This is a genomic window from Paraburkholderia acidisoli, from assembly GCF_009789675.1.
In the GTDB taxonomy this organism is placed as follows: Bacteria; Pseudomonadota; Gammaproteobacteria; order Burkholderiales; family Burkholderiaceae; genus Paraburkholderia; species Paraburkholderia acidisoli.
The window spans coordinates 1,513,694-1,534,073 of the sequence record NZ_CP046914.1 but is presented as its reverse complement, the minus strand read 5'-3'; the positions used below and the strand labels follow the sequence as shown (position 1 = coordinate 1,534,073).

Below are 20,380 nucleotides of genomic sequence, written 5' to 3'. Positions count from 1 at the left end.
CCGTGCCGCGCTCAGCCGCCGAATACGATGCCGACGCCCGCGCGAACGATGGTGCTGTTGCCGCCCGCAGACGAAACGCCGAGGTTGTAGTTGACGTTGCCTTTCTGATTCCAGCGCGACACGCCAACACCCAGCGCCGCCTGCCCGCGATAAGCCGCCACCCCCGCATTCATGGTCGTGCGACCCGGCAAATACGGCGTGACGATGTTCAACGCCGACGAAGCCGCGATACCGCGCCGCGCCGAGCGGTCGATGTCGTCAATACGGCCATTCAAGCCGTTCGCCACGCCGTTGAGTTGCCCGAGATTGACGGCGTCGGTGGGGGCCGTGCCAGCCGCCACATTCGTGATTTGCCGCTCGCCGCCGACCGTGCCCACCGACACCGAGTTGTCCCGCGACGCCACCGAATTCGCACCGATCGCGACCGCATTCGCGCCCGTTGCCTGCGCCTGATCCCCGATTGCCGTGGATGCGTTGCCACTCGCAATGGCTCCGCCGCCCACCGCCAGCGAAGCCGCGCCCGTGGCGACAGCCGCGCCGCGCGTGGTATTGACCGCGATGTATTGCGAACCCGCGCCAGCCACGTTTTCGATCGCCTGGCCGAGGTTCGCCACCTGCACGTTGGTCGCATAAAGCTGCGCACCGGTGACGGCGTCGGTGCTGCTCGCGCTCAGGTCGGCGTCGGCGAGATTCGTCAGCTTGACGGCCGTGCTCGCGTCCTGACCGCCGAGCGTCAACTTGTCGTGCGCGGAGGAGTCGTACTGAACCGCGTTCGCCACCGTGCCGGCGATATTCGTGATGGAGGTCTGCAGATTCGTGATGTCGGCGGTGTTTTGCGTGATGCGGCCGTCGAGATTGGTGATGGCCGCGCCAACGTTGTTCACGGTCGTGCCGCCCACCGAGTAGGCGGGTGCCGCGATCGTGCCGTCGGCGTGGACCGAGGCGCCGCCGCCCAGCGCCGCCGCCGCGCTCGCGGCATGCGCGTAGAGTTGCGCGCCGTTGACGGCGTCGGCACTCGACGCGCTGACGGCACCCGCGGCAACGCCCGTGAGCACGCGGCTGCCGGCCGTGCCCGTGAAGTTCACGACGCCGCCATCGGTGCCCGCGCCAACGGTAATCGCGCGGCTGACCGGGTCCTGCTCGACGAGGCCGATACCGGAGCCGGAAATTTGCTGTTGCAACGACGTCAGCCCACTGTCGAGCGTATCCAGCGCATTGCCGACGGTACGTTGCGTGCCGCCTTGCATGTGATAGGCAGGCGCGACGATCGAGCCGTCTGCGCTCAAGCCGGCCCCGCCGCCGAGCGTGGCGCTCATGGCGGCCAGCTGGCCTGCGTTCACGGCGTCGCCCGGTGCCGAACCCGCGGCGAGATTCGCGATCTTCGTGCCATTCGCGCCGCCGAGCGTGACGGTCGCCTTCGAGGCGTCGTCGTAGGCCACGAACGCGTTCGTCACGTTGCCGCCCGTGTCGATCTTCAAGCCTGCCGCGCGCAACTGCGCGACGTTCACCGCGTCGCCGTCCAGCGCGCCGCCCGCCACGTTCGACAGCACCGTGCCGTTCGCGCCGCTGAAGGTCACGCGCTCGTGCGCGGATGTGTCGTATTTCACGCCGTCCGGCGAACCCGTGGTCGCCGTGGTTTCGAGCGCTTGCAGCGCCTCGCCCACGTTGCCGTAGGTCGCGCCGCTCAACACGTACGACGGCCCTTTGAACGTGCCGTTGGCGTCCACCGCCGCCCCGCCGCCCAGCGATGCCGCCGTGCCGCTCGCCACGCTGTAGAGCTGCGCGCCGTTGACCGCCTCGCGGCTCGCGGCCGCGACATTGCCCGCGGCGAGATTCGCGATTTTCGTGCCGTTCGCGCCGCCGCCGAGCGTGACGGTCGCCTTCGAGGTGTCGTCGTAGGCCACGAACGCGTTCGTCACGTTGCCGCCCGCGTCGATCTTCATGCCCGCCGCCTTGAGCTGCGCGACGTTCATCGCGTCGCCGTCCAGCGCGCCGCCCGCAACGTTCGACAGCACCGTGCCGTTCGCGCCGCCGCTGAAGGTCACGCGATCATGCGCGGACGTGTCGTATTTCACGCCGTCCGGCGAACCCGTGGCCGCCGTGGTTTCGATCGCTAGCAGCGCGTGGCCCACGTCGTTGTAGGTCGCGCCGCTCAGCACATAGGCCGGGCCGCTGATCGTGCCGTCGTCTTTCACGGCCGCACCGCCGCCCAATGCCGTGGCCGCGCCGCTCGCGAGGGTGTAGAGCTGCGCCCCGTTGACCGCTTCCATGCTCGCCGCGCTGACAACGCCCGCGGCCACGTTACGCAGGGTGACTGGCGCGCCCGTGCCGCCCAGCGTGACCGCCTCGTGGGTCGACGAGTCGTAGAGGACGGCGTCGGCCACCTGGCCCGCGAGGTTCGTCACGTCTCCGGCGATATTGGTCACCGCGCCGGCAAGGTTCGTGACGTACTGGTTGGTGGCGAACAACTGCGAGCCGTTGACGGCGTCGGTACTGGCCGTGTCGAGCGAGCCGGCGGCGACGTTCGTGAGCGCCACCGTGCTGCCCTTGCCGATGCCGCCGAGGCTGACCTTGTCGTGCGCCGCCGAATCGTAGACAACCGCGTTGGCCACACCGTCACCCGCGGCCGTTTGCACCGCCTGCAACGCATGCCCCACGTCGCTGTATGTCTGGCCCGAGACGACGTAGCCTGGCGCCTGGATGGAACCGTCGGCGGTCACGGCCGCGCCGCCGCCCAGTGCGCTCGTTACGCTCCGGAGCTGCCCGACGTTGACGGCGTCGGTGTCGCCCTGCCCCGCGGCCATGTTGACGATGCGGCGCGTGTTGAGCTGGCTCTGGAGCGTGGTCTTCGTGTTGTCGGGGTTCACGACCAGGCGCATAGCCGTGCCGTCGCTGCCCACCGAGACCGTGTTCGCCACGTTGGCCACCGAGCCCGACCCGAGCGCCACGGAGTCGTTGGCCGTGGCGAGCGACTGAATGCCCAGCGCGGTGCTGCCGCCGCCGTCCGCCTGCGTGTTCGAACCCATGGCGATACTGCCGGGCGCGTTGGCGCGCGCGACGTCGGTGGGCGGCGTGGACCCGACCGCGTTGCCGGTGCCGCGTACCTGCGAGTAGTAAGCGGCGGTTTTGTACGAGGCGCCGCCCGCGTCGTCCAGGTCGACGCCCGACCCCTGCGTGGCCTGCAAGACCAACAGGTTGTTCTGGATGTTTTGCGTGGCCACGACGCGTTCGAGCAAGGCCTTGGCCGCCACGGCCTGGCCGCTGTCGCTGCCAAGGTCGCCCGACACGGCCGTGCCCTCGTCCCGCGCGGCTTCTTCCGCGTGCGCAGCGAGCACGAGGCCGCCGAAGCCCACCGCGGCGAGCACCCGCGCCACGCCCGCAACGGCCGCGGCCGGACCGCTCTTGCGCTTGCCGGACGCGCGCTCCGGCACCGCCACCCAGGTTCCCGACGATTCGTTCCAGACTGATCGATAAGCCTTGTTCATACACATTCCAGGTTCGTTGATGGATGAGGCGATCAAGCAAGAGGCTCCATGCATCTCGCCAATCATTTATTTAGTTATCCGAATTCACCGACAGGCCAGATGATTGAACTCAGAGCCGGTATCGTGCTGGTTTTCCGCATTGTTCCGGCAACGGCCGGTTACGACCATTCATCCGAATGGCTAATGCAGGCGACGCCTGACTCGCGCGAGAATGTCGCCGCGCGACACCTCACGCGCTGTGGATCGAGCGCGCTCCTAAATAAATTTGGATAACTAAGAAAATAGCGATGGGAAATGGATGGAATTCATTGCCAGCGCGCCCTAAACATTACGGATCGCTCGCGGGACAATCCACACGAAAATTCCTAAACAAGCTATTTTTATCTTGATCAGGATTTAGAAAAGCAAATGGATGCCGTGCAGGCATCCATTTGCTTTGCGTCGGAGCGACGACAGGAACGCGTCAAGGCTGGTGCTGATCGCCGTGGCCGCCGCCACCGCCATTGCCGTGACCGCCGCCTTGCGGCGCCTCCGGCCGGCCGCCGCCGTGCTGCTCGGGCGCCGGACCGTGCATGCCGCCACCCGGCGGCGGGCCGCCCGCCGGACGCCCGCCAGCCTGCGGAGCGGGCGCGGCCGGGCGCGCCTGCTCGGGCGCGCGCTGCGGTTCCGGCGCACGCGGCACGTTCGCCGGCATGTTGTTGGCCGGCCGCGGCGGTTCCGCATTGCCTTGCGGCGGACGCGCCATGCCCGGTTGCGGGCTGCCGGGCGGATTGGCCCGTCCGCGCTGCATCTCGTAGTTGCCCGGCGGACGGCCGTCACCCGGCGGCATGTTGCCCGGTGCGCCGGGCGCCCCCGGCGGACGGCCGGCTTCGGGCGGCCCGCCATGCTGCGGCCCGCCGTAATTGCCGGGCGGACGGCCGCCGCCACCGGGCGGCGGTCCCGGCGGACGACCCGGCTGACCATGCCAGGCCGGCGGTCCCGGCGGCGGGTGGCCGCGCTCGGGCGGCGGCACGTGGGCCCAGCGCGCCTGTTCGCCGTACCACGGCCGATCGCGATAGAAACTGCCCCAGTACGCACCGAGCGAGAACGTGATGACCGGCAGACCGATCGCCGCGCCATAGTTGGTCAGCGGCACGTAGCCGCCTTGGTACGGGTAGCTGAGATAGCCGCCATAGACCCAGCCGCGCAAGCCTTCCACGGTCACGTCGCACCACGAGTAGTCGCCGACGCAGCCCATCACCGTGACGGGTTCGTTCGGTCCGATCTCGGAGACGACGGGGTAATCGCCGGACGGCCCGGCATAGACATCGACCGGCTCGCTCGTGTAAGCCGCGGTTTGCGCCTGGGCGTCCGTGGCGGCGAGCGAGAGGCCGGTTGCGAGACAGGTCGCGGCCAGCGCCGCGGTGAGGGCGCGCTGTCGCGGCCCGGAACGATTGCTCATCGTCTCTCCCTTGTTCTGGCTATCGTTGGGAAAGACGCTGCAAAATTTGTTCCCGCCCTATTCGCGTCAGAGGCGCCGGGCGGGCCTCAGCGTAGACGGCGCGCTTACTCGTTTTCCTCGAAGTAGTGGCCGAATTTCGACTGCTTGGTGCGGATATAGCGCTCGTTTTCCTCGCGCATCGGAATCGCCAGCGCCACGCGTTCGATCACCGGAATGCCGTGTTGCTGGAGCGTGTCGAACTTCTTCGGATTGTTGCTCATGAGCCGCACCGAGGTGACATTGAGCAAGCGCAGGATCGCCGCCGCCGAATCGTATTCGCGCGCGTCGTCGGGCAGACCGAGGTCGAGATTCGCTTCCACCGTATCGCGGCCCTGTTCCTGGAGCGCATAGGCGCGGATCTTGTTCGACAGGCCGATACCGCGCCCCTCGTGGCCACGCAGATACAGCAGCACGCCGCGGCCCTCGGCCGCGATATAGCGCAAACCGAGGTCGAGCTGTTCGCCGCAGTCGCAGCGATACGAACCGAGCACGTCGCCAGTCAGACATTCGGAATGGAGACGCGCGAGCACGGGCTCGCCGTTGCCCACGTCGCCCATGACGAGCGCGAGATGCTCGGCGCCGCCATCCTTCACCCGATACACATAGGACTCGAACGTACCGTAACGGGTGGGCAGCGTGGCGGTGGCGTCGAGCACGACGCATTCGTTGGCGTTGTCGCCGTCCGCGCAGGACGACTCAGGAAGCGTAGGCATGATCTAAGGCAAAAGGCTGGCAAAAACCGGCGAAGCCGGGTTGAAGTTCGGAACCGGAGTTTACCGCCATTTGGCGCACCACGCCGGGGCGGCCTCTGGCGCGTCGGCGGCGGGCGTGGACCCCGCACGCGCGCGACCTCGCGCTTATCCCAGGTGGCGCGCCCAATCAGCCGCCTATACTGAAGAGGCTTTCTGATGGCATACGGAAGGCATTCGGGCGAAACGTCCGCGTGCCGCACCGCGCCATGTCTGGAATCGGCACGGCCGATCAGCACGACCTCGCACGACAGATCCGCAACACCTCTCGGACCCGCATCACAAAAGACGCACGGACCATAAAGGGAGCCGCCCTATGACAAGCGTTGCACAGGTACTGAAATCCAAACCGGAACAGGTCGTCTTCACGATCGGCGCCAGCGATTCCGTCTACGACGCGATCCGCCTGATGGCCGACAAGCAGATCGGCGCCTTGCTCGTGACCGATGGCGCCGAGATCGCCGGCATCGTCACCGAGCGCGACTACGCGCGCAAGGTCGTGCTGATGGACCGGTCGTCGAAAACCACGCCGGTGCGCGACATCATGAGCCCGCACGTGCGCTTCGTGGGCCTCGACCAGACCACGTACGACTGCATGGCGCTGATGACCGAGCGGCGCATGCGTCATCTGCCCGTCATGGACGGCGGCAAGATCGTGGGAATGGTGTCGATCGGCGACCTGGTGAAGGAAATCATCGCCGAGCAGAAGTTCACGATCGAACAACTCGAGCAATACATTCAGGGCGGCGCGGGCGGCTGAACGCCGGCGCGTATCGTCGCCGGCAATGAAAAAGCGCCCAAGCCCCGTTGGGGTTGGGCGAAGCCACCTGACAGGCGGCGGAGGTTCTACCCACGCCGCAACGCGCGTCGCGCGGGGCGTGTGGCGAAAGCGAACACCAGGTCCGCCTTCGCCGATGTACAGCGTATGAATGATGCGCGGGCCGCGCGATTCAACTCGACTCGGCGTGTCCAGCTGAAGGGATTCGCAAACCGGCCCGTTCCTGCTGCGCGCGCGAACGCTCCATGAGCCGTTCGGCGCGCGCTTTCCTGCTATCTGTAACGGCCGGGTTGCCCCAATTAGTTGCCGAAATAAACCGATTGCGACGGCCGCACGCTAGCCGGCTGACCCGACTGCGACGAACCCGAGGTGCCCGAGCCATAGCCACTGGTTTCAGGCGTTTGCGCCTGCGCCAGACCTTGGCCTTGCTGCTGCGAAACGCGCGCTTCGGCGGCCTGGATGTCGCTCGGATAGTTCGAGTCGTTGGCCGTGGCGGGGTTGTAGCCAGCCTGTTCGAGCTGGATCAGCTGCGATTTGACTTCGGCGCGCGTGACCGGGCCGTTGTTGTCTTGCGCCTGAGCAAACGACAGCGCGGGAGCAGCGGCAAGTGCCGCGACGAATGCAGCTTGAACGAGAGTACGGGTATTCATGATCGGTAACCTCCAACACTTGTTGTAGGCCGGCGTGTTGTCTGCAATGCGTGATTGCGATGCCGGGCCAGTGCTTGCAGTGTAGGAAGCTATCGACTTAGGGGAAACCCCTATTTTTAAAAGACATAGTTTCAAGCAAGGAAACAATCGCCCTAAATGTAAGGGACGGATGGCGATACCTTACAGCAGCAGCTTGCGCGGGCCGCTCACGAAGCGGCTGCCCAGCTCGTAAAAGCGCAGCGGCCGGTCCATCTCGCGCGAAAGGCCAATGCGCGTGGTCACGCCCACGGGCCGCTGCGGCTCGTCCACGCGCCCGATCCAGAGTCCGTGGCCGCGGCACAAATCCACGCCGTCGAACGCCGGGCCGATGTCGTAGGCCTGCGTGAGTCGGCCAGGCCCGCGCGCGAGATCGCGCAGCGGCACGCCGGGGCGCCGCGCTTCCATGGCGGCGATGCCGTCCACGGGTTCGAGCGCGCGAAACAGCACGCCCGCGCCCACGTCGAGCGCCTCGCTCGACATGTTCAGCATCCACGCGCTGCCATACGTGAGCCGCACATAAGCGTGGCCGCGCTCGAGAAACATCGAGGCGTTGTAGGCGCGCCGGCCGATGAACGCGTGGCTCGTGGAATCGCCGAGCGGATACGCCTCGACTTCGACCAGGCGCCCGGCCATGCGCCGTTGCGCGCGCCCTTCGGCGAAATCGCGCACGAGATATTTACCGACCATGAAGCGCGCGAGTTCGGTGGTGTCGAACGGCAGGTCGTCGCGCGTGAGCGGCAGGATCGTCGGCAAGCGGATCTCCGTGTTCGGCCAGTCGCCCGAGTGTAGCGCGGCGCTTGACAACGCACGCACGCGCGTTGCGCTACCATCGACCGCAGTCCCGCGCGACCCGCTCGCGCTGCCCGTCGAACCCCGAAGCCACATCGAAACCCGCGAACCGGCGCGCGCCATGACGTGTTGCGCGCGCCCTCGTCACCGAAGGAGACGCACGATGAACGAACAGAGCGCGATTCAATTTCTCAACGACGTGCGCAAGCCGCTGCTCACGCTGCACAAGGCGATTCTCGACCACGAACGCGCCCAGTACGAACGCGAGTTCGGGCCGGTCACGCCCGCGGCGTTCCTGCAGGTGCTGATCAACGGCACGGCGTTCCGCTGGCTGATGCCGCTCTCGACCGTGATCGCCAATGTCGACGAAACGCTCGACGCCAAGGACGCCACGCCCGAGGACCGCGTGGGCGCGGCCGAAGGCGTGGCGGCGCTGTTCTCGGGCGAGGAATCGGAGGAGTTTTACGAGCGTTATCAGGCGCTGTTGCAGGCCAGCCCCGAGATCCTGCATCTGCACGGCACGGTGGCGCCGTTGCTGAATTCGCTGAAGAACTGACGACGGTTTTCCGGCGCGCGAGCCGGGCGAGCGGCGTCCTCAAACGCGCTTCGCTTTCGCCGCGCTCAAGCGGCGCCACAACGTGGTCTTGCTGATGCCGAGCATCTCGCACGCGCGGTCGCGGTCGCCGTTGCAGGCCTCGAGCGCGGCACGAATCTCGTCGGCTTCCAGATGCAGGCTGCGCTCGCGCAACGTGAGCGCTTCGCCCGCGCCGCCGCGCGTGTGAGCCGGCGCGTGATGCGTCTCGAACACCTCGGGCGCGATCGCGCGCAGCACGGCCGGCGTGAGCACATCGTCGTCGGCATCGGCGAGTTCCACCACGATCCGTTCGATCACGTTCTGCAATTCGCGCACGTTGCCCGGCCACGTATGGCGCGCGAGCGGCACGCTCACGAGCGCGAGCGTGCGCGCGGCGTCGTCGGGCGTGCGAATGCGCAGCGCCACGCGCGGTTCGCGGCGCGCCGCCTGCAACAGCAGTTCGGCGGCGAGCAACGCGACGTCGGCGCCGCGTTCGCGCAACGGCGGAATCGACAGATTCAGAATGTTCAGCCGATAAAACAGGTCCGCGCGAAACGCGCCCGTTTCGATCTGGCCGGTGAGCGCGCGGTGCGTGGCCGCGACCACGCGCACATCCACGCGCGTGGGCTCCGTCGCCCCCAGGCGCACCACTTCGCGCTCCTGCAACACGCGCAGCAGGCGGCTTTGCAGCGGCAACGGCATTTCGCCGATTTCGTCGAGAAAGAGCGTGCCGCGATGCGCCGCTTCGATCAGCCCGACCTTGCCGCCACGCCGCGCCCCCGTGAACGCGCCTTCTTCGTAGCCGAACAATTCGCTCTCCAGCAGCGCCTCGGGAAACGCGCCGCAATTGAGCGCGACGAACGGAAAGTCGCGCCGCGCGCTCTCGCGGTGAATGCCCTGCGCGGCCATTTCCTTGCCCGTGCCGCTTTCGCCGCGAATCAGCACGGTGGCGTCCGATTTGGCGTAGCGGCGCGCAAGCTGGCGCACGCGTTCGATGCCGGGCGTCGCGCCGCTCAGATCGTCGAGCCGGTAACGCGCCACGAATTGCTGGGTGCGCTGGCGCGAACGCAAGGTGCGGTCGAGCCGCTCGACCGCGCGCGACTCCTGGAACGTGAGCACCGCGCCCGTCGTCACGCCGTGGTCGACAAGCGGACCGCGATGCACGACGTAGCTCACGCCGCGCACGGTTTCGAGCGATTCGCCGTCCGTCTCGGGCAGCGAAAACGCAATGTCGGGCGCGAGCGCGGCGAGCGCCTGCCCCGCCGCCGCCGCCGGATCGATGCCCAGCACGGCCGCGAGCCGCTGGTTGATCGCCTCCACTCTGCCGCGCGCGTCGAGCGCCACCACGCCGTCGCGCAAATGCTGCAGCACGCTGTCTAGCCGCTGGCGCCGCTGCGTTTCGCGTTGCGTCGCCTGCACGAGTTCGAGCGCGTTGTCGAACGCCGCGCGCACCGACGAACGCGAGTAGACGAAGAACGGCACGAGCCCGAGCCGCGCCGCCAGATCGTTCACGTGGCCCGGCCCCACCACCGCGCCCACGCCGCGATCGCGCAGGTCGAGCACGCACGCTTCGGCGTCCTGCACGGAGTGATACGAGGCGAAGGTCACGTCGATATCGAACGCGCTCGCGAAGCGGCGCACCTCGGCGGGCGTCTCGCCGTAGGTGACGAGCGCGACGTGATCGGCTTCCCGCCGCGCCCGCGCGAGCGCCTGCATCACGTCGAAGCCCGTGGCCTGCACCAGCACGACCGGCACGTCCACGCGCGGCTTGAGATACGAGCCGTTCGATCCCGACGCGATCACCACGTCGGGGCGCTGGCCGGGTCCGGCGGCGGCGATCTCGGCCGCCGCTTCCTCGAAGCCGCGCGCGACCACGCGCACCTCGGCGCGGTCGTCGTATTCGCGGGCGATGTCGCGGAACAGGTCGCGCAGGCGGCTGATGCCCATCGCCCAGACCCGCGGACGGAATTCGGCGGACGCGCCGGGAGCAGGAAATCGGTTCATGACGTGCATTATCGCGCCGAATTTCATTTTTGAAATCGTCGTTTCACAAACGAAATTCCGGGTCGCGAACGCGTATTGCCAATCCGGCGCAAAATCAACGCTCTAGTCGCGGCACAGCGACCTGGCACGGTATTCGCAATATCGTCGCGGATTCAGACGGAGACACCTCGCATGAACGCCACATCCCTTGCCCGCACGGGCGCGGACACGCCCGCCGCGCAATCCTGAGCGCGCCATCCCCATCCAGTCAAAGAGAGGAAGACACCATGAGCGAAGCAGATAACGGTACGCAATCCGCAGGCGGCTTCAAGCCGAAGAAGTCGGTCGCGCTGTCGGGCGTCGCCGCCGGCAACACGGCGCTGTGCACCGTGGGCCGCACCGGCAACGACCTCCACTATCGCGGCTACGACATTCTCGACCTCGCCACCGCCTGCGAATTCGAGGAAGTCGCGTACCTGCTCGTGCACGGCAAGCTGCCGGGCGCCGCCGAACTCAAGGCGTACAAGGCCAAACTCAAGGCGTTGCGCGGCCTGCCCGCGAACGTGAAGGCCGCGCTCGAATGGGTGCCGGCTTCGGCGCACCCGATGGACGTGATGCGCACGGGCGTCTCCGTGCTCGGCACAGTGCTGCCCGAGAAGGACGATCACAACCTGCCGGGCGCGCGCGATATCGCCGACCGCCTGATGGCGTCGCTCGGCTCGATGCTGCTCTACTGGTATCACTACTCGCACAACGGCAAGCGCATCGAGGTGGAAACCGACGACGACTCGATCGGCGGCCATTTCCTGCATCTGCTGCACGGCGTGGAACCGTCGAAGTCGTGGGTCGACGCCATGCACGTCTCGCTCAATCTCTACGCCGAGCACGAGTTCAACGCCTCCACATTCACAGGCCGCGTGATCGCGGGCACGGGCTCGGACATGTATTCGGCGATCACCGGCGCGATCGGTGCGCTGCGCGGCCCGAAGCATGGCGGCGCGAACGAAGTCGCGTTCGAGATCCAGACACGCTACGACAACGCCGATCAGGCGGAAGCCGACATTCGCGCGCGCGTGGAAAAGAAAGAAGTCGTGATCGGCTTCGGCCATCCGGTCTATACGATCTCGGACCCGCGCAACAAGGTCATCAAGGAAGTGGCGAAGAAGCTCTCGAAGGAACAGTCGAACATGAAGCTGTTCGACATTGCCGAGCGGCTCGAATCGACGATGTGGGAAGTCAAGAAAATGTTCCCGAATCTCGACTGGTTCAGCGCCGTTTCCTATCACATGATGGGCATTCCGACCGCCATGTTCACGCCGATCTTCGTGATCGCGCGCACGGCGGGCTGGAGCGCGCACATCATCGAGCAGCGCGTCGACAACAAGATCATCCGCCCGAGCGCGAACTACACCGGGCCGGAAAACCTGAAGTTCGTGCCGATCGGCAAGCGCTGATCCTTGCACGCCAGTCGTCCGGACGGACTATGACGTTCGGACGACTGTGACGCGGCAACGCAGGCGCGTAGATTGACGTTTCCGACTACACGCAAGCACGCGCCGCCGCGCATCTCAACACAACCACATTGGTCCCCAGCCGTGAATACCGCCTACCGCAAGCCTCTTCCGGGCACCGGCCTCGATTACTTCGACGCGCGCGCCGCCGTCGAATCGATCCAGCCCGGCGCCTATGACACGTTGCCGTACACCTCGCGCGTGCTCGCCGAAAATCTCGTGCGGCGCTGCGACCCGGCCACGCTGAACGCCTCCCTTTCGCAACTCATCGACCGCAAACGCGATCTCGACTTTCCGTGGTACCCGGCGCGCGTGGTGTGTCACGACATCCTCGGCCAGACCGCGCTCGTCGATCTCGCCGGCCTGCGCGACGCCATCGCCGACCAGGGTGGCGACCCCGCCAAGGTCAATCCGGTCGTGCCGGTGCAGCTGATCGTCGATCACTCGCTCGCGGTGGAATGCGGCGGCTTCGACCCGGACGCGTTCGCGAAGAATCGCGCGATCGAAGACCGCCGCAACGAAGACCGCTTTCATTTCATCAACTGGACGAAGGAAGCGTTCGAGAACATCGACGTCATTCCGCCCGGCAACGGCATCATGCACCAGATCAATCTGGAGAAAATGTCGCCCGTGATCGGCACGCGCGACGGCGTGGCCTACCCCGACACCTGCGTGGGCACGGACAGCCACACGCCGCACGTGGACGCGCTCGGCGTGATCGCCATCGGCGTGGGCGGCCTCGAAGCGGAGAACGTCATGCTCGGCCGCGCCTCGTGGATGCGGCTGCCCGACATCGTGGGCGTGGAACTCACGGGCAAGCGCCAGCCCGGCATCACCGCCACCGACATCGTGCTCGCGCTCACCGAATTCCTTCGCAAGGAAAAGGTCGTGGGCGCGTACCTGGAATTCCGCGGCGCGGGCGCGTCGAGCCTCACGCTCGGCGACCGCGCGACCATCTCGAACATGGCGCCCGAATACGGCGCCACGGCCGCGATGTTCTTTATCGACGATCAAACGCTCGACTATCTGCGCCTCACGGGCCGCGAAGAATCGCAGCTCGAGCTCGTCGAGACCTACGCGAAAACAGCGGGCCTCTGGGCCGACGCGCTCGCCCCCGCACAATACGAGCGAACGCTCACATTCGATCTTTCCACCGTCGTGCGCAATATGGCCGGCCCGTCGAACCCGCACAAGCGGCTGCCCACGTCCGCGCTCGCGGAACGCGGCATTGCGGGCCAATGGGAAGACACGCCGGGCCAGATGCCCGACGGCGCCGTGATCATCGCGGCCATCACGAGCTGCACGAACACGAGCAATCCGCGCAACGTGATCGCCGCCGCGCTGCTCGCGCGCAACGCGAACGCGCGCGGCCTCACGCGCAAGCCGTGGGTGAAAAGCTCGCTCGCGCCGGGCTCGAAGGCGGTCGAGCTGTACCTCGAAGAAGCGAAGCTGCTGCCGGACCTGGAAAAGCTCGGCTTCGGCATCGTCGCGTTCGCGTGCACCACCTGCAATGGCATGTCGGGCGCGCTCGATCCGGTCATCCAGCAGGAAATTGTCGATCGCGATCTCTACGCCACGGCCGTGCTCTCGGGCAACCGCAATTTCGACGGACGCATTCATCCGTACGCGAAGCAAGCGTTCCTCGCCTCGCCGCCGCTCGTGGTCGCGTACGCGATTGCGGGCACGATTCGCTTCGACATCGAAAAAGACGTGCTGGGCACGGACCCGAACGGCCAGCCGGTGTACTTGCGCGACCTGTGGCCGAGCGACGAGGAAATCGACGCAATCGTGGCGCAAAGCGTGAAGCCCGAGCAGTTCCGCAAGGTCTATACGCCGATGTTCGCGGCCACGGCCGCGAAGCGCGACGCCACCACGCCGCTTTACGACTGGCGTGCGCAGAGCACCTACATTCGCCGCCCGCCGTACTGGGAAGGCGCGCTCGCGGGCGAACGCACGCTGCGCGGCTTGCGTCCTTTGGCCGTGCTCGGCGACAACATCACGACCGACCATCTTTCGCCGTCGAACGCCATCCTGGCGGACAGCGCGGCCGGTGAATACCTCGCAAAAATGGGCTTGCCCGAAGAGGACTTCAACTCGTACGCCACGCATCGCGGCGACCATCTCACGGCGCAGCGCGCGACCTTCGCGAATCCCACGCTGATGAACGAAATGGCCGTGGTGGACGGTGCGCTGAAGAAAGGTTCGCTAGCTCGCGTCGAACCGGAAGGGAAGGTCGTGCGCATGTGGGAGGCCATCGAAACCTACATGGAGCGCAAGCAGCCACTCATCATCGTGGCAGGCGCGGATTACGGTCAGGGCTCGTCGCGCGACTGGGCGGCCAAGGGCGTGCGGCTCGCGGGCGTGGAAGCGATCGTGGCGGAAGGCTTCGAGCGCATTCACCGCACCAACCTCATCGGCATGGGCGTGCTGCCGCTGGAGTTCAAGCCGGGCACGAACCGCACGACGCTCGGTATCGACGGCACGGAAACCTTCGACGTGACCGGCGAGCGCACGCCGCGCGCGACGCTCACGCTCGTGATCGAGCGCCGCAACGGCGAACGTGTCGAGGTGCCGGTCACGTGCCGGCTCGACACGGCCGAGGAAGTGTCCATCTACGAGGCGGGCGGCGTGCTGCAACGCTTCGCGCAGGACTTCCTCGAATCGTCGTCCTCGGCTTCGTCGCAATCGGCAGCTTGACGGCGGCTCAACCTTCGTTTCAGGACAACACATGGCACACGTTCCTCAAATCAAGATTCCCGCGACCTACATGCGCGGCGGCACCAGCAAAGGCGTGTTCTTCCGTTTGCAGGATCTGCCCGAAGCGGCGCGGCAACCGGGCGAGGCGCGCGACCGCCTGCTCATGCGCGTGATCGGCAGCCCCGACCCGTACGGCAAGCAGATCGACGGCATGGGCGGCGCAACGTCGAGCACGAGCAAGACGGTCATCATCGGTAAAAGCACCAAGCCCGATCACGACGTGGATTACCTGTTCGGCCAGGTGGCCATCGACAAAGCCTTCGTCGACTGGAGCGGCAACTGCGGCAATCTCTCGGCGGCGGTCGGGCCGTTCGCTATCGGCGCGGGCCTGATCGACCCGAGCCGCGTGCCCGACAACGGCGTGGCGATCGTGCGTATCTGGCAGGCCAACATCGGCAAGACCATCATTGCGCACGTGCCCATGACCAACGGCCAGGTGCAGGAAACCGGCGGCTTCGAGCTGGACGGCGTGACGTTCCCCGCCGCCGAGGTGCAGCTCGAATTTCTCGACCCCGCCGCCGAGGAAGAAGGCGCGGGCGGCGCGATGTTTCCCACGGGCCAGGTCGTGGACGATCTCGAGGTGCCGGGCGTGGGTACGCTCAAGGCCACGATGATCAACGCGGGCATTCCCACGATCTTCGTCAACGCAGAAGCCATCGGCTACACGGGCACGGAGTTGCAGGACGCCATCAACGGCGATCCCGCGGCGCTCGAGAAGTTCGAGACGATCCGCGCGCACGGGGCACTGCGCATGGGGCTCATCAAGCATCTCGACGAAATCGCCACGCGCCAGCACACGCCGAAGGTCGCGTTCATCGCGAAGCCGGCGGGCTATACCGCATCGAGCGGCAAGCGCGTGGAAACCGGCGACGCCGACCTGCTCGTGCGGGCGATGTCGATGGGCAAACTCCACCACGCCATGATGGGTACCGCCGCCGTGGCTATCGGCACGGCGGCCGCCATTCCCGGCACGCTCGTGAATCTCGCGGCGGGCGGCGGCGAGCGTAGCGCGGTGCGCTTCGGGCATCCGTCGGGCACGCTGCGCGTGGGCGCCGAGGCGCGCGAGGTGGACGGCGAGTGGACGGTCACGAAGGCCATCATGAGCCGCAGCGCCCGGGTGCTGATGGAAGGCTGGGTGCGCGTGCCCGGTGATTCGTTTTAACGCAGATCGCCCCACGTCATGAGGCACAAAATAGAGCATCATTTGACGCTAAATTAAGTGCCATTGACGTGAAGGTTCCCATACGCACCACGATTGCACTCGACGACGACCTCGTCGCCAAGGCGCAGGCCTATACAGGCAAGGAAGAAAAACGGCGCTCGTGCGCGAGGCGCTGAAAGCGCTGATCCAGCGCGAGGCGGCGCGCCGTTTGGCCAATCTGGGCGGCAGCCAGCCCAATATTCAGGGCGTGCCGCGCCGGCGTCACGAGAGCGAATGAACCTCGTCGATACCCCGGTGTGGATCGATCATCTCGGCGCGGCCGATCCGCTGCTCGTCAGTCTGCTCAATGACGACCGCGTTTTGGCTCATCCGTATGTGATCGGCGAGATTTCGCTCGGCAGTTTGCGCGAGCGCGAGATGGTGCTGGGAGCGTTGCTGGACTTGCCGCGCGCAACGGTTGCCACGCCCGACGAAACGTCGTGGCTGATCGAGCGCGAGCGCTTGTTCAACCGGGGTATCGACTATGTGGATATCTCGTTGCTGGCGTCCGCGCGCCTGACTCCGGGCGTCACGATCTGGACACGCGGCAAGCGTCTCTCGCAGGTCGCAAGGGAGTTGCGCGTCGGCGCGACACTCGAGCACTAGCGGCACACGAGATCGGCCGCACGCGCGGCCTCGCAACACGCGCTGCCCGATCCGGCACACGGCGCGATCGCGTCGAGCAGATTTGCGGCGATCAGCTTTGCGGCGATCAGCTTTGCGTCGAGCAACTTGTGGCGATCAGCTTTGCGGCGTCGGCAAGTACGGCATCGGGTCGACGGGCTTGCCGTCACGGCGCACTTCGAACAAGACGGCCACGCGATCGTTGCTTTCGCTGCCCATCTCGGCGATCTGCTGGCCTTGATGCACGGTGTCGCCCGTTTTCACGAGCAAGCGCCGGTTGTGCGAGTACGCGGTGAGAAAGTCCTTGTTGTGCTGGACGATGATGAGGCTGCCGTACTCGTTGAGGCCCGTGCCCGCGTACATCACCTTGCCGTCAGCCGCGGCGATCACGGGGTCGCCGGACTTGCCGCCGATCTCGATACCCCGTGTTTCACCCGGTGCGAACGGCTCGACCACGTGCCCCCGCGCCGGCCAGACGAGCGCGACGCTGTTGGCGTGGCGCGAGACCTCGGCGGCCACTTCGCGCGCGTCGGCGGCGTTGGCGCCGCTTGCCCCGCCAGCCTGCGGCGCGGCGGCCTGCACAGTGATCGTCTGCGTCGAAACGAGCTTGATCGACTGCCCCGCGCGCAGCTTGCTGGCGGGCTTCAGCTTGTTCCACGCGGCAAGATCCTTGACCGATACGCCCTGGTTTTGCGCGATACGCGCGAGCGTGTCGCCGCGGCGCACGCGCACATACGAAGTTTTGGTGACGGTGCGCGTGACCGGCGCGCTAACGGCCGGTGCGGCGTTGTTACCCGCGCCATTGGCGCTGCCGGAATTGGCCGACGTATCGGGTTGCGGCTGCTGCGGTTGCGTCTGCTGCTGATCCATATTGGCGCAGCCGCCCAGCAGCGCCACCAGACCCAACGCGGCGCAAAACCCAGCTAGACCGTTGGCGCGGCGGCCGTGACGATCTTCGAACATGATGAACCTCCTGCTTTACCCGCGACGGCGCATGACAAGCAACGAATAGAGTCTGCGACACGGCGCGCGGCGTTCCAGGCGCCACCGTTATCTCAATGCCTCGACTCGCCTACGCGATCGCTTGAATCTGCTTCTAAAAACACGGAAATCTCAGACATCTAACACTTAACGTTTGCGATCATTCAAATAGCGAACGAACGTGCAATCCTGAAATGATGCGGCATTGTAAGGCGCAATCCTCGCGCCTCCTGCCGCCGACAACACATTGATACAAATGTTAATTAGCGAAATTTCGCCGAAGCCGGTTACGCGTGAAATGGCGCGAAAAGGGGATGAAATTGGCACTTTCACCGCGAGTGAAACGTTTGCATCGTTACATTGATCGAACCCTTTCATCGCGTTATTGGGTCGACCGGCGGGAAACCTGCACGCATGCGGCACGTCACCGCAAACGCCCGGGCGTGATTCGGGTAGTATTCCGTCGATTTTTGCGGAAGTCAGTAGGAACCCTTAGGGGTTTCGCCGGTCTTTCACTATGCTTACCGTGCGCGGCCCGAGCCGCCACAAGATTTCCGGCACACGCCGTGCTGTGGCACGTACCGGACATCGCCAAATTACATACAACGTACTGCACGCACCGCCCGCTCGGCCCTATCCGGCTGCTCGATTTTCGAATGCGCCATTCCGGACCGGCGAGTGCTCAACTCATGTCAAAGTCATCCAGTCGCCTGGTCGAGCTCGATTTTTTTCGCGGCCTCGTCCTTTTGATCATCGTCGTCGATCACATCGGCGGAAGCATTCTGTCGCGCGTGACGCTGCATGCGTACGCGCTATGCGATGCCGCCGAAGTCTTCGTCTTTCTCGGCGGCTACGCTACGGCCACGGCATGGGCGGCACTGTGCGCGCGTCGCACCGAAGCCATCGCCCGTCAGCGCTTCATCAAGCGCGCATTCGAGATTTATCGGGCATTCGTCGTCACGGCGCTGCTCATGCTGCTCGTCACCGCCATCCTCGTGGCCTGCAACGTGGACGCGCCGAATCTCGCCACCACCGACCTCGACGACCTCACGCTCGCGCCCGCCGCCGCGCTGCGCGACATCGTGTTGCTGCGTCGTCAGCCTTATCTCGCGGGCGTGCTGCCCATGTACGCGTGCTTCGCGCTCGCCGCGCCGTTCGCGCTGCCGCTCGCGCGCACCAAACCGTGGCTGCTGCTCGGCGTGAGCCTCGCGCTTTGGGGTATCGCGCCGCACGCGGCGCCGTATCTGCCGCATGTGGCCGATGTGCAGTGGGACTTCAATCCGTTCGGCTGGCAACTGCTGTTCGTGCTCGGCGTGATCGCGCAAACCCAGCCCGTGTTCCAGCGCGTCACCGCGCACCGGCTCGGCGCGCTCGTGACGCTGTGCGCACTGCTCGTGGTGGCCGCCGCGGCGATCTACCGTCTGCAACTCGGCAACGTCGCGCTCGACGCCGACTTCAAGCGCAACCTCGCGTGGTTCCGCGCGCTCAACTTCATCGGCATCGCGTGGCTCACGGCGCACGTCATCAAGCTCGGCTGGGCGAAGCGGCTGGCAAGCGCGCTGCCGTGGGTCGGCCTCGTCGGGCAGAAGGGCCTGCTCTCGTTCGTCGCGGGCGCCGTGATTTCGCTCACCGTCGACTCCGTGCTGTACTGGTACACCGACGGCTATCTCAACGTGCCGGCCGGCCTCGTCGCCGACGCGGTCGCGCTCACCGCGCTACTGCTCGTGGCGCGCGCCTCCGACCCGCTCAAACGCCTGTTGCCGTCGCGCGCGAAGGCGTCGGTCTGAGGTCAGCGGGCCGCCCTCGCTGCCGGCGTTCGACCTGCGCCGGCGGCACGGTCCCTTCGCGCAGTCCACATTTGCCACATTCGCTCGCCGTTGCCATGCGCCGCCTGCTTCGCTCCGCATTCGCCCCGCTGCTTCTGACCTGCGCCGCCCTCGCGGCAGCAACGACCGTAGCCGCGCCCGCCGCGGCGAGCACGCTCACGGTGCGCATGTTTCACGCGGAGGCGCTCAATCGCGACTGGCCGTACGTCGTTTATCTGCCAACGGGCTATCGTGCCGATCAAGGCCGCTATCCCGTGCTGTATCTCTTGCACGGGAACAACGACGACGCCATGAACTGGATCACGCAAGGCCAGCTCCAGGCGACCGCCGACGCGCTGATCGCGCGCCACGAGATTCCGCCCGTCGTGATCGTGATGCCGCAAGGCGGCACCGACTGGTACGTGGATCGCAAGGAAAAGATGGAGACGGCGTTCTTCGACGACCTGCTGCTCGAGGTCGAATCGCAATTCGCGGTCTCGCAAGAGCGCGACGGGCGCGCGATCGGCGGGTTTTCGATGGGCGGCTTCGGCGCGCTGCGCTACACGATGGAGCACCCCGACATGTTCTGCGGCGCGCTGCTGCTTTCGCCGGCCATCTATTCGGGCGACCCGCCGCCCGCTTCTTCGGCGCGCCGCGTGGGCGTGTTCGGCGAGCATCAGTTCGATTCGCACGTCTGGCGCGCGCTCAACTATCCGGCGCTGTGGAACGCCTACTTCGCGCAACCGCGCCGCGTGCCGTTCTTCATCGCGGCCGGCGACGACGATCTCGTGATCCAGGCCGAGTCGTCGCTGCTGTACACGCGCTTGCGCGAAGCGGGCAATCCGGCGGCGCTACGCATTATCGACGGCGGTCACGTCTGGGCCGTCTGGCGCGACTTACTGCCCGCCGCGCTCAAATACACGCTCGCCTGCATGCGCTAACGAGGCGTCGAACGGCGGGAACGATCTCCCGCA

General features: G+C 66.4%; 16 protein-coding genes and 1 pseudogene. 10 read left to right on the top strand and 7 right to left on the bottom strand.

Annotated features, from left to right (window positions below; genetic code table 11):
• Window positions 1-11 precede the first annotated feature (11 nt).
• Window positions 12-3,485: a YadA-like family protein gene (locus FAZ98_RS20920; RefSeq protein ID WP_158953373.1), complete on the bottom strand. Its 3,474-nt coding sequence runs from the start codon at window positions 3,483-3,485 to the stop codon at window positions 12-14.
• A 48-nt stretch (window positions 3,486-3,533) separates the two neighbouring features.
• Here FAZ98_RS20920 and FAZ98_RS20915 point away from each other — a divergent pair, with 48 nt between their 5' ends.
• A complete protein-coding gene (locus FAZ98_RS20915; protein ID WP_158953371.1) occupies window positions 3,534-3,758 on the top strand; it encodes a hypothetical protein in 225 nt (74 codons plus the stop codon).
• Window positions 3,759-3,948: 190 nt separating this feature from the next.
• On the opposite strand, the gene FAZ98_RS35970 is transcribed toward FAZ98_RS20915, so the two are convergent.
• Window positions 3,949-4,926: an SH3 domain-containing protein gene (locus tag FAZ98_RS35970; protein ID WP_158953369.1), complete on the bottom strand. Its 978-nt coding sequence runs from the start codon at window positions 4,924-4,926 to the stop codon at window positions 3,949-3,951.
• Between the two features lie 104 nt (window positions 4,927-5,030).
• Complete coding sequence (gene ribA, locus FAZ98_RS20905; RefSeq protein ID WP_158953367.1) at window positions 5,031-5,678, bottom strand: GTP cyclohydrolase II; 648 nt, start codon at window positions 5,676-5,678, stop codon at window positions 5,031-5,033.
• 352 nt (window positions 5,679-6,030) lie between these two features.
• Here ribA and FAZ98_RS20900 point away from each other — a divergent pair, with 352 nt between their 5' ends.
• Window positions 6,031-6,474 carry a CBS domain-containing protein gene (locus tag FAZ98_RS20900; RefSeq protein ID WP_158953365.1) on the top strand — a complete coding sequence of 148 codons (444 nt, stop codon included), beginning with the start codon at window positions 6,031-6,033 and terminating at the stop codon, window positions 6,472-6,474.
• Between the two features lie 317 nt (window positions 6,475-6,791).
• On the opposite strand, the gene FAZ98_RS20895 is transcribed toward FAZ98_RS20900, so the two are convergent.
• Together FAZ98_RS20895 and FAZ98_RS20890 are read right to left on the bottom strand one after the other, a co-directional pair.
• A complete protein-coding gene (locus FAZ98_RS20895) occupies window positions 6,792-7,142 on the bottom strand; it encodes a DUF4148 domain-containing protein (RefSeq protein WP_158953363.1) in 351 nt (116 codons plus the stop codon).
• Between the two features lie 180 nt (window positions 7,143-7,322).
• A complete protein-coding gene (locus FAZ98_RS20890) occupies window positions 7,323-7,940 on the bottom strand; it encodes a DNA-3-methyladenine glycosylase (RefSeq protein ID WP_407672112.1) in 618 nt (205 codons plus the stop codon).
• 193 nt (window positions 7,941-8,133) lie between these two features.
• Here FAZ98_RS20890 and FAZ98_RS20885 point away from each other — a divergent pair, with 193 nt between their 5' ends.
• On the top strand, window positions 8,134-8,526 hold the full coding sequence (locus tag FAZ98_RS20885) for a thioredoxin domain-containing protein (protein WP_158953359.1): 393 nt from the start codon (window positions 8,134-8,136) through the stop codon (window positions 8,524-8,526).
• A gap of 39 nt (window positions 8,527-8,565) precedes the next feature.
• On the opposite strand, the gene prpR is transcribed toward FAZ98_RS20885, so the two are convergent.
• A complete protein-coding gene (gene prpR, locus FAZ98_RS20880; RefSeq protein WP_158953357.1) occupies window positions 8,566-10,548 on the bottom strand; it encodes a propionate catabolism operon regulatory protein PrpR in 1,983 nt (660 codons plus the stop codon).
• Window positions 10,549-10,814: 266 nt separating this feature from the next.
• On the opposite strand from prpR, the gene prpC reads away from it, so the two are divergent.
• From prpC to FAZ98_RS20855, 5 genes and pseudogenes are all read left to right on the top strand, one after another.
• Window positions 10,815-11,981: a bifunctional 2-methylcitrate synthase/citrate synthase gene (gene prpC / locus FAZ98_RS20875; RefSeq protein WP_158953355.1), complete on the top strand. Its 1,167-nt coding sequence runs from the start codon at window positions 10,815-10,817 to the stop codon at window positions 11,979-11,981.
• Window positions 11,982-12,122: 141 nt separating this feature from the next.
• Entirely contained in the window at window positions 12,123-14,735 is a 2,613-nt protein-coding gene (gene acnD / locus FAZ98_RS20870) for a Fe/S-dependent 2-methylisocitrate dehydratase AcnD (RefSeq protein ID WP_158953353.1), read from the top strand.
• A 31-nt stretch (window positions 14,736-14,766) separates the two neighbouring features.
• Window positions 14,767-15,957: a 2-methylaconitate cis-trans isomerase PrpF gene (gene prpF / locus FAZ98_RS20865; protein ID WP_158953351.1), complete on the top strand. Its 1,191-nt coding sequence runs from the start codon at window positions 14,767-14,769 to the stop codon at window positions 15,955-15,957.
• Between the two features lie 80 nt (window positions 15,958-16,037).
• A pseudogene (locus FAZ98_RS20860) lies at window positions 16,038-16,234 on the top strand (type II toxin-antitoxin system VapB family antitoxin).
• On the top strand, window positions 16,231-16,602 hold the full coding sequence (locus FAZ98_RS20855; RefSeq protein ID WP_158953349.1) for a type II toxin-antitoxin system VapC family toxin: 372 nt from the start codon (window positions 16,231-16,233) through the stop codon (window positions 16,600-16,602). The pseudogene FAZ98_RS20860 and the gene FAZ98_RS20855 overlap by 4 nt, the downstream one beginning before the upstream one ends.
• A gap of 135 nt (window positions 16,603-16,737) precedes the next feature.
• On the opposite strand, the gene FAZ98_RS20850 is transcribed toward FAZ98_RS20855, so the two are convergent.
• On the bottom strand, window positions 16,738-17,583 hold the full coding sequence (locus FAZ98_RS20850; RefSeq protein WP_158953347.1) for a peptidoglycan DD-metalloendopeptidase family protein: 846 nt from the start codon (window positions 17,581-17,583) through the stop codon (window positions 16,738-16,740).
• 707 nt (window positions 17,584-18,290) lie between these two features.
• On the opposite strand from FAZ98_RS20850, the gene FAZ98_RS20845 reads away from it, so the two are divergent.
• Window positions 18,291-19,388, top strand: coding sequence for an OpgC domain-containing protein (locus FAZ98_RS20845; protein WP_158953345.1), 1,098 nt, complete (start codon window positions 18,291-18,293; stop codon window positions 19,386-19,388).
• A 95-nt stretch (window positions 19,389-19,483) separates the two neighbouring features.
• Window positions 19,484-20,347 carry an alpha/beta hydrolase gene (locus FAZ98_RS20840; protein WP_158953343.1) on the top strand — a complete coding sequence of 288 codons (864 nt, stop codon included), beginning with the start codon at window positions 19,484-19,486 and terminating at the stop codon, window positions 20,345-20,347.
• Window positions 20,348-20,380 lie beyond the last annotated feature (33 nt).